Source organism: Sodalis sp. (in: enterobacteria) (assembly GCF_051710625.1).
In the GTDB taxonomy this organism is placed as follows: Bacteria; Pseudomonadota; Gammaproteobacteria; order Enterobacterales; family Enterobacteriaceae; genus JBPESN01.
Genome location: NZ_JBPESN010000013.1, coordinates 19,244 through 32,965, shown reverse-complemented (window position 1 = coordinate 32,965; position 13,722 = coordinate 19,244). Strand labels below are relative to the sequence as shown.

Genomic DNA, 13,722 nt, shown 5'->3' with positions numbered 1-13,722 from the left:
TCCGAATCTTTTACTCAGTCCCTGCACGCGCAATGCCACGGGACTTACTGACCGATCGACGGCTGACATGTCATTCACTTATAAAATCGACATATTCGGGGTAACCCGCGGTGCGATGCATGGCTTGCACGACGTTGTAATCTTTATCCGCCATCGCCGTCAGGAAACGCATGTCCTGATAACGCTTGACGTGCTTAGCCCCCCGACCAATGCTGGCGATAAGCGACGCCGAATTGTCGATGATTGCCTGACGCAGTGTGAGGATAGTCTCCGGCGGTACATGGGGACCTGCCATCAGCAGATCGTTAGGGAGATCGCCGCTGCGGGCGAGAACGCGGTAGGCGTTCTGCTGTCCCTTCGGCGCTTGACTCAGGAAATTTTCCAAATCGGAACGCCCCATGCCGACGGCGTCCGGCGTGTTATTGTTCAGCGCCTCTTAGGCCAACCGCAGGTTAGTATTGGTGATGGCGGTATCTTTAAGCGGGTCCAGACCGGCATCGGCCAGTAATTGCAGTGGTCCTAGATGGCGCGATGTGGAACCCACCGATCCCATAGCGATTCGCTTACCTTTGAGATCCTGCGCGGTGAAATACGGGCTATCGGCCTTGACTACAATGAGCGAATAGTAATCAGGGCGGTAAAAACCCACCACCACGCTGTCGTTGGCGCGTTTTTGCGTCACCACATATTCGGCGGGCCCCGCCAGAACGAAGTCCACTTTCTGAAACCGTAGCGCTTCCAGCGCCGCCGTGCGGTTGGTGACCGGTAGAAACTGGATATCCAGACCGCTGGTACGTTCAAGCTCCTGTTTAAAAGGCCCAAATTCCCCCTGCAGCTCCTCCAAACTGACCAGATCCGTCACCGCCAATCTGACGGTCTGTGCGTGAGCGCCCAGCGCCGTCCCGACCAGGGTCAGCGTCAACAGGGTGTAAGCCAAACATTTGCGTAGCATGGTTCATCTCCAGTAACAGCATTAAGGTGTCGTGGGACATGCTAAGAAAGGATTATTGCATATTATTGACAATTTACAATTAAGCGCTACTGTTCTACTATTTGCCTACGCTGTTTCAATGTGATGTGAGAGTGCTATGAACACGCCTGATACGATTACCCTGTTGCGCACCCAATCGCTGAGCAATCTGGTACAGGTTGAGCTGGAGCGACGTATTGTCGCGGGAGAATTATCGCCCTGTTCGCCCCTGCGTGAGGCGACGATTACGGCCGAAATGGGCATTTCCCGTGGCCCGGTCAGGGAGGCATTTCGCATGCTGGAAGAGCGTGGTCTGGTGTTATTCGAGAAAAACTGTGGCGTGCGGATACGGCGGCTAGATATGGCACAGGCGCTGCAAATTTATCAGGTGCGCATTCCGCTGGAAGAATTGGCCGGCTCTCTGGTGGCATAACATGTGACGCCGGCGGGGCCAAAGCATCTGCGCGAGGTGTTGCGGCAGATGGCCGGTTGCCTTGAACGGTAGGATATTGCCGTGTACACGCCGCTCAACTTCTAGTTTCACGACCTGCTGGCTAAACATACCGGTAACCCGGCGTTGTATGACGCTTACCGCAGGCTGGTGGTGCAGCTGGAGTTATTCCGCCGCTATAGCTTTCGCCACGATCCGCAAACGATTAACCTTTCCTTTTAGGAGCATAGCGCCATTTTTGACGCGGTACTGGCGCCGGATGCCGCGCTGGCCCCGGGAGGCTGTTGCGCCAGCATGCGCAGGACAGCCAGCGGCGCCTTGAGCAGGCCGCTTCGTCGTCTTAATCTTATTGCCGGTCTACGCTTATCAACGAACCGTGGGCGCATTGCTCACACTGGGAGCATGCAGTGTTGGTGCTCAGGGAGGCATCGTGAATCCTTTATGCGGTGGCCCGGAACCCCCTCCGCTCGGGCGGAGAGGGGTGTCTGGCGTCACGGCTGCGCGTTGGCCGCTATTCCAGATTGGCGTGACGGCTGAATATTTGCGCGTCGCTCTGTCCTGTCAATTGCTTAAGGCGAATCACGACGCTGTCATAAATCAACCAGCTCAGCTGTTCAAACGACGACCCCGTCGGCTGCACCGTCGCCGCTTTAGGGGAAACATCTTCACTTTTGGCGGTGATACCGGGAATGGGGATTGTCACCGCGGCGAGTTGCCCGATGCTGTGCTGTGGATAAATGGTCAGCGTGGCGAGTGTCGCCCCTTGTTTATGCGCCTTTTGCGCCATGGTCACTAAACTGCCCGTTTCGCCCGAACCGGAACCGATAATCAGCAAATCACCCTACTGAATGGAGGGTGTCGTGGGCTCGCCGACAAACCATACTTGGAAACCCAGGTGCATAAGGTGATTAGAAAATGCTCTGGCCGCAAACCCCGAGCGGCCAACGCCGGCGACAAACACGTGTTTGGCGGCCAGGATCGCATCGCCCAGCGCCTGTACGCTGTCGTTATCGATCTGCTGCGCGTCTTCCGTTAATTCTGCCAGGATCTCCAATAGGTTATCGCATTTATTCATGAGCGCCTCCTAGCATTGCCGTTTTAATCGGACGCGCTTCCAGCACCGGATCGTCTGCTTTGGTAATAGCCGAACCCACGATAATCACATCCGGCTGCTGATCGACATACTGCTGGATGGTCCGGCTATTGATCCTCCTTGCCACGGAAATGGCGGAGTGGCGTGCGTGCTGTTTCATCACTTTAAGATCTTCGATAGGCTGACGCCCGGCTGCTTACTGATCGGCTCCGGTATGCACCGCCAGATTTTTGACCCCGGCGGCCTCCAGCTCGGCGATGCGCTCCGGCAAATCCTCCACGCAGATCATATCAATCACCAATGCCTTGCCGCTGTCATGCGCCGCACGCAGGCAGGCTTTAACCGTTAAAATGTCGGTGGCGCCCAAAGCCGTAACATAATCCGCACCCGCGTCGAAGGCGAGCTGGCTTTCAAAATAGCCTCCGTCCATGATCTTTTCATCGGACAGAATTTTCTTTCTCGGGAAGCGCTCACGGAAACGGCGTACGGTCTCCATGCCGCGGGCAATCACGAACGGGGTGCCTATCTCAATAATATCAACGTACTCGCGTATGTTTTCCGCCAGGGCAAGCGCGTCATCCAGCGGTAATTCGTCTAATGCCAATTGGAGTTTGATCTTTCATTCCTTATGTCGTTACAATGAAGCCAGCCCCAGCGGCGCGACCGGCAAAGTCAGGAAACGTCGCAGTTCATCGTCGAGCAGCAATGGCGTCAGGCAGAAACCGTTCATATCCAGCGATGTTACGTAATCGCCGACGTAACGCCGCCAAACCTGCCCGCCGTGACCGGTTAATTCATCAACGATATGTCCTGCCATTAGGTACTGCTCCATCAGCGGCGTGGCGCCGAGACCGGAAACCATCATGGTGAAAGCGCCGTTTTCCGCTTGCGGGCCAAAGTCTTCCCGCAGCGCGTCGACCATTTGCCGCGCGATATTTTGCGTATTCCACGCGCTGGCCGGCTTCGCCGTGATGACCGATGCCAAACTCATAAGTCCTCGGCGCAATGGTAAAATTCAGTTTACCCACGGCTGGGATCATGCATGGCGACAGCCCGATGCAGATGCTGCGGGTGCGTTGCGCGGTTTTGTCGGCGAGCTGTATCAGCTGCTTCAGCGCCCCGGCGGTCTTCCACATGAAAATGCCGCACGCGATACCGTGACGTTTTTCGGCGTCCTGGCGCGGCGCCAAAGCGATATCATCCCGGGCTTTTACTATCCTGATTTGCCTGTGCTCATCCTCCGCTATGGTGATCGCCATCTGGACGTTCATGCTGTCTCCGGCGTAATTACCGAACAAGCAGGCCACGCCTTCGCCCTGGTCGGCAGCGCGGATCGCCGTGAGAAACACGTTGGCGGTAGGGGACGAAAACACTTCGCCTACGGCGACCGCGTCGAGCATGCCCTCGCCGAGATAGCCGAGAAAAGCGGGTTCATGCCCGCTGCTGCCGCCGGTGACAAGCCCCACTTTGCCGGGGCGCTGCGCTACGCGCGTACAGGCAATAACGCGCGGGTTTTCATCGGCGCGCTGTGCGTTTTCGGCATGGACGCGTAAGCCGTCGAGCATGTCATCCACCACACAGTCGGGATCATTCAGGAGTCGTTGCATGCGCTTTCCCTTGTTCGATGAGTAAGATTGCCGTGTCCACGAAGGCGGACAGCAGCAGCAAACATGAGCCCGCGCCCGCGCCTGCGTCTGGATGACCAATGCTGCGTTTACCCAGGCGGCTGGCCCGGCCGATCCGCGCCTGCAGGCGCGTGTGGCGTCAAAGCCGTCCTGCGCCGCGCTTTTCAATGCGCTTAATGCTGCTTCCTCGCCAGCCCCTGTCGCGATTGCCGCGTTAAGTGCCTCAAGCGCCGGGACAAGCACATCCAGCAGCGTTTTGTCGCCGTGCTGCGCCGGGGTTAATGCATGCAGGTCGCTCAACTCTTTGTCGAACATTGTTTGCAGCGCGGCGGCGTCAATAACCGAACGGTCGCCGCTGGCGCGGCTTAAACCGCGGAACCAGCAGCCATAAAGCAGCCCCATTGAGCCGCCAATTTCGCCCATTAATAAGGAGAAAGGCTTCGCTTATGGTCATTGCGGGGGTGAATTTCTCGGCCGCCAGCGTGAAGCCTTTGTTCATATTGATGCCGTGGTCGCCATCCCCCGCCGCGCCGTCTATTTCGCTTAGCCAGGCTTTATTTTTCTGAATAATGGCGACCATATTTTTGGCAATAAGCAGCCCGTCTTTGTTTGCAAAAGACATAATGACTCCTAAATAAGTCGTGCGTTAAAAATCTAATTCGGCATAACTTCTCATAATTTTGTCATGCAGGGCGCTACTTTCCTGTATACCGGTAAAATGGCTAATGGCCCGGCTAATATTATGATCCGCAATAAAACGATGCAGTATAACGCTTTGCTCATCGTCAGGATCGTTATAGCGGAGTGCGGCGGCAATGCCTTTGATCAATAAGTTATTGGGCAGCCCTTTTTCTTTGCATTGTAAACAAGGGCTGGTCAGGCGATCGCCAGGGGATAATTTACGAATTGCCGAGCGGCAGACACGCTGTACCGTATTCACCACGCCGGGCGTGCGAAATCAATTGATAACAAATCGAATATAATCATCCAGATCTGCGACGCTAAAACCATAAATGACGCTTAGCAATCGCGCGGTTTCCCTCATCGACTGGCGAATAGAGCTAACCAGCGCGTCGTCGGCGAATATTTGCTGCATGGTGACATATCCCTGCAAATGTCTCATATAACCCGCCCACGCATGACCGTCGTTAATAATATAAAGTTTGCGGTCCATGTATTGCTGTAAATTATCGGTATATACCGCGCCGGGAAGGGGTTGCGCCTCCGGTGCAAGCAGCTTGGTTTTATCAATGACCAGTTCGTATTCCACGCCGGCATCGATACTTTGCTGCTGATTGCGCGTGGCGGTCAGCACCATCTGGTCGACGGCGGTGCTGGGAAAAGCGGCCAGGGCATCGACGTCGGGCTCTCCCAGCGCTGCGATTTCTTTTTTCAGCAGTTCGCCGTTAAAACGCGCATTTTCACAGACGATGATATTGATGTGGCTTTTTCCCGCGGCCCGCCGCGCCTGTAGTCCCTCTAGGAGGAGCGGCGCAATATGGCGCAGATTATCCGCTCATACCGCCGTCGTAATGAGATCCGCATCCGTTATTTTCTGCACAACCCGCGCTCGATCCTTCACCGGTGACAGCGCGTTAGCGACCGGGATGAACTTGCGCTGATACCCTTTTTCGATAAGCCAGATGTCGTAGCCTTTCTGCTGTCTGATTTGTGCATTCAGGGCGTCATTATTCTCCACGAACGTAATGTCATAACCCCCGTCGTGGAGTAAATCTCCAATGAATCCATGGCCGATACTGCCTGCGCCAAAGTGGACGGCCTGCATAGCGCCTCCTGTTAAAATATTCTTAGTAATGCTACGATAATAAAAATGGCCACAATCAATAGCATAATGATAGTGAAATTCTGGTTGCGGTTTACCAACCACCAGTAGATGCCAAATACCGCCAGTAGCGGCAAGATACCAAGGACGATATGGTCGATGACCTGCTGCAAGACGAAAGGTTTATTCTGTTCGCCGAAACTGAACTGTAACGGTGTACTGAGCTTCACATAAATTGATGACAGAGCGCCCATCATAAAAAGCCCGAGAGTACTGGCGCCCGTAATAAGCATGCGGATATGGCTAGATTGTAAAATTTCCCGAATGGACGCCTGGCCGGCGCGATAAGCATAGGCCGCCAGTTTTCGGCCAACCACGATCTGGATAATCGGCAACAGCAGCAGGAAGAAGGCGCCGAGGATGCTTCCGTTAGTTGAAAGCGTCACCGCAAGGCCAAAGATAATCGGCTTCAGCGTCGCCCAGTCAATGGAGTCGCCAATACCCGCCGTTGGTCCCATCGGACCGGTTTTGATACCGGTGATGGTGTCGTCATCGATATCCGCCCCTTTGGCTTTTTGCTCTTCCATGGCGATAACGATACCGTTAATCGGCGCACCGAAGACGGCCTCAATATTGTAAAACACTGAATGGCGCTTAATGGCGAGTTTCAAATCTTCCGGATCAGGATACAGCTTTTGCAAAATAGGCAGAATGCCGGTGGTAAAGCCCAACGCCTGTAACCGCCTGTAGGAAATCTCCATTTCTGCAACGATGTAATAATAAAGCCAGCTATTTTTTACATCCTTTTCTATTATCTCTTTAGGGTACACAGGTAAGATCCTCACGCTTCTTTTTTATTTTGATAATAAGAAATGAGCAATACTGCACTGAGGCCGAAAATTGCCGCGCCGAAAACGGGAATATCGCTGAATTGCACCAGGAAATAGCAGATGAAAAACCAGGGTAGCAACGCCTTTTTACCAATAACAAAAATGGTCAAGGCAAAACCGAGCGCAGGGAGCAGGCCGCCCGCGACGCTGAAACCATGGATCAGCCATTCCGGTACGCTGTTCAGAAATGCATTAATACTGTCTTTCCCGTAAAGATTGGCCAAGAAAGGCACCGGGAAACGGATGAAAAAGCCAAGCAGGGTCGGCCAGACGATGGCGCACAACTTGATCTGGCGTACATTGCCTTCTTCGGCGTATTTATCCGTCATATGCACGAAGACGGCGTTGACGGTTTTCCTGAATTGGTCAAGAAAGACGCCCATTACACCGACCGGCACCGCGATAGCGATAGCCAGCGTCGGCGAAAGACCGGTATTCAACGCGAGCGGTATGGCGATAAGGCCGGCCAGGCAGTTATCGGCCGGCAGGTTGGAGCTTGCCGCTACCAGACCGATGTACAAAATCTGAATCGCCGCACCGATAATGACCGCCTGCGTGACGTCACCCATTATCAAGCCAATCAGCACCGACGCAAATAATGGCTGGCGGATGGCGTGGGTAATGGCATAACCGACATCGGTTTTACATATCCAATACCAAAGCCCTGTAAAAATCACGACTTCCCACATAGTCAACCCTCCAGACGCGTAATGGCCTTATCCAACGTTAATTTGACTTCCTCCGGGGTGACATGGAAGTAAGCGGCGGTTCTCTGCGACTGGATAAGTTTGAGATCCTGTAAATCCTGATCATCAATAGATATGCCGTTCACTACGCTGCGCCGGTTTACACCACCACTCAGTTCCCCAACCTGAACTTCTTTAAATACGATATTCTTTGCCATCAGATGCCTGACGTTACCGATGGATTTGAATAAAACCAGTACGTTGCTTTTATTCGTATCGAAGTACCCATCCTGAGAGGCTTTAATAAAATCCTCTTCAGCCATGACATAGACATCGACGCCTGGTGGCGACGCCATCACATAAATGTCGGCCAAAAAAGAGTCTTTGAATAATTTGTCATCCACAATAACGATTTTGGTTGCGGAAATAATATTTCGCCATTTTGTAATGACTTGCCCATGAATGAGGCAAAAATCAACCCGTATCGGTTTTATATTATTTATAGGTATTCCTGTTAGCTATTAATGTCACGTTTTTGATACTTTCACCGCCCGCTTCAATAATTCTATTTACCAGTTCCTCAATACTTAACTTATTACGGCGCATCTCGGCTTCAATCAGCATGGGTAGATTCATGCCGCAAATCACCGGAAACCCTTTGCCTTTGGCGAATACCGTTGCCACGTTTGATGGCGTGCCGGCATAGATATCGGTAAAGATAATGCTATGGGTGGGTGCCCGTTTTAACACTTCGCCCATTTTTTTATTAATTGCTTAGGCGCCATGCCCGGCATTAATGAAAAACAATAAATATTCTCAATTTTACCCAAGATCATTTCGCAACTATTAACCAATTCGTTGCTAAAGCGACCATGTGAAATGACGAATAACCAGGGAACCACGTATGATTTATCCATAAAATTTCCTGCCAGAAATGAAAAGGATTAGCCGCGAGATTTGCCCCCCCCCGTGATGTTTATGGTGGTGCCTGTGATATAGCTGGACTTATTGAACAGCAGCCAGGTAACCAGATTGGTAATTTCATCCAGTTTTCCCTGACGGCCAAGAGGTATTTTTTGGCTGTAATCTTCATCAATGTTCGTCGCTTTCATACCGCGCGTGTAGGCCAGCGCTTCACGGTGCTTGGCATCCCACATCGGCGTCGGCTCATTGATGCCGGGTGCTACACCAACCACCCGAATACCAAACGCACCTAGCTCCTTCGCCCAGGATAGGGTGAAACTATGCACGGCGGCTTTGGTCGCAGAATAACAGCTTCGTCTTTTTGAGCCTTCGATGCCGGCCTCGGAAAAGATATTCACTACCGCGCCTTGTTTTTGGCGGATCATAACGCGGGCGACTTCCTGCGTAAAAATAAAAGGCCTTTTTTGGTTAACTCGCATTATAAAGTCAAAATCATCGTCGCTTAATTGATACTGAGGCGTTTCGCTATAATAGTCGACCAACGAGCGGGCGCGGTTGACCCTTGCATTGTTGACCAAACCATTAATACGCTGATGCTGACGATAAATGTCGTCGACAAACTTCTTAAATGATGTGCGATCAATGATATTGCATAAGCGGTAATCTACGCCGGTCGCGTGGCTGGCCGCGTCCGGTAATTGGATATCCGCGACAATGACCTGGGCATTATTTTCCAGCAGGTCGCTGACAATATGCGCACCAATCCCAGAGCTTCCACCGGTAACGATAACGACCCGCTGATTCAGATTTATCCACTTATTCAACGCCATTGCATTCTCTCCAGATGAAGTTAAAGCCAGGTAGTGCTAGAAATAACACAAAAGGCGTGCCAGCCTTTATTTTACTTTAATTTCATTAGGTTAAAGTTAGTGTTTAGACCTCTCTGGAGGCCTGCACACTATTTTTGTCGGCTTTCAACACTAGCAGCGACTGGTCAACAGTGATCCATGCCTCTATCAGCTCATAAATTATCAGGCATTCCGTGGTGGTCATGGCAAAACGGTACTTGGTAATGAGCGGTCGGAAGGCTTCCGGCGTAAGGACGATAAAATTGCGCTGCTGCTCGGTCAGCTCGCTATCTTCGCGATGATTTAAGCCATCATGGGTCATTAGTCGTTCGATCATCACCACCAGATGCATAAACAAATTAATACGCAAATAGTTTTTAAAGTGAATGCTGTAGGTCATCTCAAAGAATTTTACCACATTCTCCACTTCTTCAATGATAACGTTGTGGTTAAGAAATGAGAGGTGCCTGGCTACGCCCTCAATGGTGAAAAAAATGACGATTTCATCGACCATTTTTTTCAGTTGATCCGCGGACATGATCGTCGAGAAATAATTTTTCCACAGTAGATCAGGTTTATCGCCGATGGGCTTTCTGACGTTGATAATAGGAATATAGTTGGCGTTTTACTCGGTGGTAGTAATAATCAACCTCGTGCCGTACAGGGCGCTATCTGCTTTTGCCAGCTTCCACTTCAAATCGTCATATTTCATTGTCACGACATCCAGCCTTTCATCATCCACGTAACGGCGGGCTATCTCCTGCAACTGTTTTGACACCCCTTCGCCGGAAATACAGGGAATGATCATTTTATTATCCTGGACAATACCGGAGTAATAGCGCGCCTCTACCTCCCAGGCGCCCTTGATGCTGTCGACAATTTCTTTCATCGACAGCCGTTGCTAAATTTTTTCTGCGATATCGAGGGCCATCGCGGTGCTGACATTATTCATCACCAGCAAATCGCCCTGGATATGGAGTTTGATTTTGGCGTAAATACCCTCAAGCGAGCCCATGTCCACCAAAATCACCATGCCGGCTTGCTCTTTCAACCCGTCAATCCAGGCGCTAAGATGGCTGATAATCCCCCGGGTATCGACGGACAGGGGCATATCGAAGGCCTTAAGATAATATCCCCCCAACAAATTATTCGCCGTTCCCGCGATGCTAAAGGCGGTCGTTAGCCCATGAACCACAATGATGCCCTGGATAAGCGGCTCCTGTTCGACCTGATGACAAAATACGGCGCTCAGTAAAGGGTGTAACATGGGCGCCGGCGTTTCTGGCAAGCGCTGTTGTAGTAGCGCAATGGTTTCACTGGCCAGCAAACAAACGCGCTGGGGAATATGCTCTGTTACCGCGTTAAGATGGTCGATAGCCGGCGGAGAGACAGTGTCGTGCATGCACCATTGCAGACAATGAAACACGGCCTTTTCTACCATCTCACCCAAACGTAACCCACTTTACTCTGTAAAATCGCGCAGGGTATCAACCGTCGTTTTCCACAGCACCCCCTGATAGAGCCGCCCGGTGGACGCGTTGCCCAGCATCGCGTGGTAATGTTCTTCCAGCTTGCGTACAAACAGCAAGACATTGGCAGAACGGCAAAAGTTTTCCAGCAATGTCTCTGCCGCTAGTGATCTTGCCGGCGTCAACGGTATCGTCGGAAAGGCTTTTTCTTGCCAGTGAAAATTTACGCTTTCGCCATCTTCATGCGGTGGCAGATTGCCAACAAAGCGAATGCCATTTTTCTCGCCCTGGGTAAAAGCGGAAGCGCACAATACGTTAATGCGGTTTTTAAGCTCACCGATATTTCCCCGGCCGGGTGAGGCGATCAAATGGCGGATCATTTCCGTAGATACGGTTATATCCTGTTTGAAACGCTGTGCTTCAGTTTGGAAAAAGGGGGATCCCCGCGCGAGCTTTTACTAAATGGACGGGATTCGGACGAAAGCAATTTAACCATAACGGGAATACGACGCCGGAAAGTTGTTAACAGTACATTTTCACTATTTTCGGTGGTGACGAAAAGAAAGTGAACGCGGGCGTGACAGGGCTGACAATTATCGCCCAAGCGGTAAAAATAGCCTTTATCCATAAACAGGAATAATTTTTCCTGATTTTCGGCGGAGAGGCGGTGAACCTCATCGAGGAAGAAAAAGCCGCCGTCCGCCTCATCCAGCAAACCGGTTTTCTCTTTGTCCGCGCCGGTAAAGGCCCCCTTCACATAACCGAATAGCGTACTGGACAATAATTCCGGGTTATTGGCGTAATCGGCGCAATTGAGCTCAACCAGCCGCGCGCCGCGCCGTATCACGCCGGTTTTGCCTGCATAGCGCTGCAACAAGGCGGCAAGGTAGCTTTTTCCCGCGCCGCTGGCGCCTGTGACCAGGATTGGCAAGCCGCCATCGGGGTAATTGACCGCCGCAAGACATAATTCCACCGCGTTTTTCAAGCTGCCCGTAGCCCCGATCAATGCCTGAAAAACCTCTTCCGCAGGCTGCTGCGGGGCCATTGCCTGCGTATGATCGCTTAGCCAAAAACGTACCGGGCGGGTATTTTCTTTGCGCAGAAAGGCGTCGTCGCACAGCTGATTAAGATAGAGGCTGATTGCGCTGCGGCTGGCGGAGGTAAAACGTTCGCAGTCCAGCGTCGTGAAACCTTCGCTGTTGTGGTGATAGAACGCGCTTAATTGTCGGTAAAGATCGTCTTTCGCGGACATGGGTTACCTTTTCACATAGAACCGATTAAAGGTTACCTTGTTGCTTTCACGCGGGTTTCGCAAGCGCCGGAGCGGGCGGAAGCCAACCACCTCACAGATTTGGCGCTGGCAGATCCCCACGTCCCGCATTGTCGCCGGGTAGCGTTAGCTATTCCCCGGTTTTCGCGTGCCGTCGGCGACAGAAAGCGTTTTTATGTTTTAGCGGATTTACCCGTAATCGCCTGCCGCAGACCATCATGCGGTCACCCGCAGAATGGATTCAATCAGCGAAGGAGGGAATTGGCCCGCTGGGGATAAAGCGGAATAGGGAGGATGTCGATAGACCCGGACTCACTTGCCGATACAAAAACTGGAAAAAATCCTGCCGAGCAAATTATCTGAGCTGAATTTGCCGGTGATCTCACTCAGAGACTGCTGCGCCAGACGCAGCTCCTCCGCCAACAGCTCGCCAGCGTAAGCGCCCACTAACTGGTCTTTTCCTTGTTGTAAATGGGTCGCGGCAGTCTCCAGCGCGTCGAGATGACGCCGGCGGGCCAAAAAGCCCCCCTCGGTGCCGCCGGTAAAGCCCATGCTCTGCTTCAGATGGTCGCGCAGCAGGTCCACGCCTGCGCCGGACTGCGCCGACAGGGTAATCAGTGAGTAACCACCCACTTCCCCACAATCAACGCTTTCGCCGGTCAGATCAGCTTTATTGCGTACCACGGTAACCGGCATTGCGGGCGGCAAACGGCTAATAAACGCCGGCCACAGCATATCAGGGTCGTTAAGGGGGGTGGTGGCGGTGCCGTCCACCATGAGCAGTACATGGTCGGCCTGTTCGATTTCACGCCAGGCGCGCTCAATGCCGATACGTTCCACTTCGTCGCCGGCGTCGCGCAGGCCGGCGGTGTCGATAATATGCAGCGGCATACCGTCGAGGTGGATATGTTCACGTAGTACGTCGCGCGTCGTGCCCGCAATGGCGGTGACGATAGCCGCCTCGCGCCCTGCCAGCGCATTAAGTAGGCTGGATTTACCGGCGTTCGGCTTACCGGTAATCACCACTTTTATCCCTTCGCGCAGAAGGCTGCCCTGACGCGCTTCGGTGCGTACCCGTTCCAGGCTGGCGATAACGTCGTTCAGGCTGGCTTCAATTTTCCCGTCGGAGAGGAAATCAATCTCTTCATCGGGAAAGTCGATGGCCGCTTCGACATAGATACGTAGGTTAGTAAGCGCTTCCAATAATTCATGAATACGGCCGGAAAACGCGCCCTGTAGCGAATTGACCGCCGAGCGAGCGGCCTGAGCCGAGCTGACGTCAATGAGATCGGCGATAGCCTCTGCCTGGGCCAAATCCAGTTTGTCGTTAAGAAAGGCGCGTTCCGAAAACTCGCCGGGGCGCGCAATGCGCACGCCGGGCATCGCGACGATACGCTGTAGCAACACATCTAAAATGACCGGGCCGCCATGGCCCTGCAATTCCAGGACATCTTCGCCTGTAAAGGAGTGGGGGCCGGGAAAAAACAGCGCGATGCCCTGATCAAGCGTCGCGCCGTCGTCGTCGCGAAAGGGCAGATATTCAGCCTGACGCGGTCGCGGCAGCTTGCCCAGCAGCGCGCGGGCCACCGGGGCGGCTAAGGAACCGGAGACGCGTAATATGCCGACGCCGCCGCGTCCGGGCGGAGTAGCAAGGGCAGTAATGGTATCCGTCTGGCTCATAGAAACGCTCGCTTTGCCCCACAGGGCGCGGTT

The 13,722-nt window shown here is 52.8% G+C and carries 15 protein-coding genes and 5 pseudogenes; 1 reads left to right on the top strand and 19 read right to left on the bottom strand.

Annotation, left to right across the window (positions count from 1 at the left end; all coding sequences use genetic code 11):
• Nucleotides 1–70 precede the first annotated feature (70 nt).
• Nucleotides 71–952 (bottom strand): annotated as a pseudogene (locus ACTBDU_RS05675) (PhnD/SsuA/transferrin family substrate-binding protein).
• 136 nt (nucleotides 953–1,088) lie between these two features.
• Between ACTBDU_RS05675 and ACTBDU_RS05670 the strand changes: the two are divergent.
• Nucleotides 1,089–1,403: a GntR family transcriptional regulator gene (locus ACTBDU_RS05670; protein ID WP_438805823.1), complete on the top strand. Its 315-nt coding sequence runs from the start codon at nucleotides 1,089–1,091 to the stop codon at nucleotides 1,401–1,403.
• A 529-nt stretch (nucleotides 1,404–1,932) separates the two neighbouring features.
• Here the strand turns inward: ACTBDU_RS05670 and ACTBDU_RS05665 are convergent.
• The 18 genes and pseudogenes from ACTBDU_RS05665 to mnmE all read right to left on the bottom strand — a co-directional run bounded on the left by ACTBDU_RS05665 (nucleotide 1,933) and on the right by mnmE (nucleotide 13,689).
• Entirely contained in the window at nucleotides 1,933–2,256 is a 324-nt protein-coding gene (locus ACTBDU_RS05665) for a hypothetical protein (protein ID WP_438805822.1), read from the bottom strand.
• A gap of 6 nt (nucleotides 2,257–2,262) precedes the next feature.
• A complete protein-coding gene (locus ACTBDU_RS05660) occupies nucleotides 2,263–2,496 on the bottom strand; it encodes a hypothetical protein (RefSeq protein WP_438805821.1) in 234 nt (77 codons plus the stop codon).
• Nucleotides 2,489–3,118, bottom strand: a pseudogene (hxlA, locus tag ACTBDU_RS05655) (3-hexulose-6-phosphate synthase). Before hxlA ends, ACTBDU_RS05660 begins: the two are co-directional and overlap by 8 nt.
• A gap of 30 nt (nucleotides 3,119–3,148) precedes the next feature.
• A pseudogene (locus tag ACTBDU_RS05650) lies at nucleotides 3,149–4,079 on the bottom strand (dihydroxyacetone kinase subunit DhaK).
• A gap of 22 nt (nucleotides 4,080–4,101) precedes the next feature.
• Nucleotides 4,102–4,541: pseudogene (locus tag ACTBDU_RS05645) on the bottom strand (dihydroxyacetone kinase subunit L).
• Nucleotides 4,474–4,761, bottom strand: coding sequence for a hypothetical protein (locus ACTBDU_RS05640; protein ID WP_438805820.1), 288 nt, complete (start codon nucleotides 4,759–4,761; stop codon nucleotides 4,474–4,476). Before ACTBDU_RS05640 ends, ACTBDU_RS05645 begins: the two are co-directional and overlap by 68 nt.
• A gap of 24 nt (nucleotides 4,762–4,785) precedes the next feature.
• Nucleotides 4,786–5,925, bottom strand: a pseudogene (locus ACTBDU_RS05635) (hypothetical protein).
• Nucleotides 5,926–5,936: 11 nt separating this feature from the next.
• Nucleotides 5,937–6,752: a PTS system mannose/fructose/sorbose family transporter subunit IID gene (locus ACTBDU_RS05630; RefSeq protein WP_438805819.1), complete on the bottom strand. Its 816-nt coding sequence runs from the start codon at nucleotides 6,750–6,752 to the stop codon at nucleotides 5,937–5,939.
• An 11-nt stretch (nucleotides 6,753–6,763) separates the two neighbouring features.
• Nucleotides 6,764–7,501: a PTS mannose/fructose/sorbose/N-acetylgalactosamine transporter subunit IIC gene (locus tag ACTBDU_RS05625; protein ID WP_438805818.1), complete on the bottom strand. Its 738-nt coding sequence runs from the start codon at nucleotides 7,499–7,501 to the stop codon at nucleotides 6,764–6,766.
• A 2-nt stretch (nucleotides 7,502–7,503) separates the two neighbouring features.
• Complete coding sequence (locus ACTBDU_RS05620; RefSeq protein ID WP_438805836.1) at nucleotides 7,504–7,983, bottom strand: PTS sugar transporter subunit IIB; 480 nt, start codon at nucleotides 7,981–7,983, stop codon at nucleotides 7,504–7,506.
• Nucleotides 7,984–7,993: 10 nt separating this feature from the next.
• Complete coding sequence (locus ACTBDU_RS05615; protein ID WP_438805817.1) at nucleotides 7,994–8,257, bottom strand: PTS sugar transporter subunit IIA; 264 nt, start codon at nucleotides 8,255–8,257, stop codon at nucleotides 7,994–7,996.
• Between the two features lie 185 nt (nucleotides 8,258–8,442).
• Nucleotides 8,443–9,252, bottom strand: coding sequence for a sorbitol-6-phosphate dehydrogenase subunit (locus ACTBDU_RS05610; RefSeq protein ID WP_438805816.1), 810 nt, complete (start codon nucleotides 9,250–9,252; stop codon nucleotides 8,443–8,445).
• 103 nt (nucleotides 9,253–9,355) lie between these two features.
• Complete coding sequence (locus tag ACTBDU_RS05605; RefSeq protein ID WP_438805815.1) at nucleotides 9,356–9,808, bottom strand: PRD domain-containing protein; 453 nt, start codon at nucleotides 9,806–9,808, stop codon at nucleotides 9,356–9,358.
• 87 nt (nucleotides 9,809–9,895) lie between these two features.
• On the bottom strand, nucleotides 9,896–10,159 hold the full coding sequence (locus ACTBDU_RS05600) for a hypothetical protein (protein WP_438805814.1): 264 nt from the start codon (nucleotides 10,157–10,159) through the stop codon (nucleotides 9,896–9,898).
• Between the two features lie 12 nt (nucleotides 10,160–10,171).
• The gene (locus ACTBDU_RS05595) at nucleotides 10,172–10,711 is read right to left on the bottom strand and encodes a hypothetical protein (protein ID WP_438805813.1); all 540 of its coding nucleotides are present in this window, start codon (nucleotides 10,709–10,711) and stop codon (nucleotides 10,172–10,174) included.
• A gap of 21 nt (nucleotides 10,712–10,732) precedes the next feature.
• On the bottom strand, nucleotides 10,733–11,119 hold the full coding sequence (locus ACTBDU_RS05590; protein ID WP_438805812.1) for a hypothetical protein: 387 nt from the start codon (nucleotides 11,117–11,119) through the stop codon (nucleotides 10,733–10,735).
• A gap of 14 nt (nucleotides 11,120–11,133) precedes the next feature.
• Entirely contained in the window at nucleotides 11,134–11,991 is an 858-nt protein-coding gene (locus tag ACTBDU_RS05585; RefSeq protein ID WP_438805811.1) for a sigma 54-interacting transcriptional regulator, read from the bottom strand.
• A gap of 330 nt (nucleotides 11,992–12,321) precedes the next feature.
• Nucleotides 12,322–13,689, bottom strand: coding sequence for a tRNA uridine-5-carboxymethylaminomethyl(34) synthesis GTPase MnmE (gene mnmE, locus ACTBDU_RS05580; RefSeq protein WP_438805810.1), 1,368 nt, complete (start codon nucleotides 13,687–13,689; stop codon nucleotides 12,322–12,324).
• Nucleotides 13,690–13,722 lie beyond the last annotated feature (33 nt).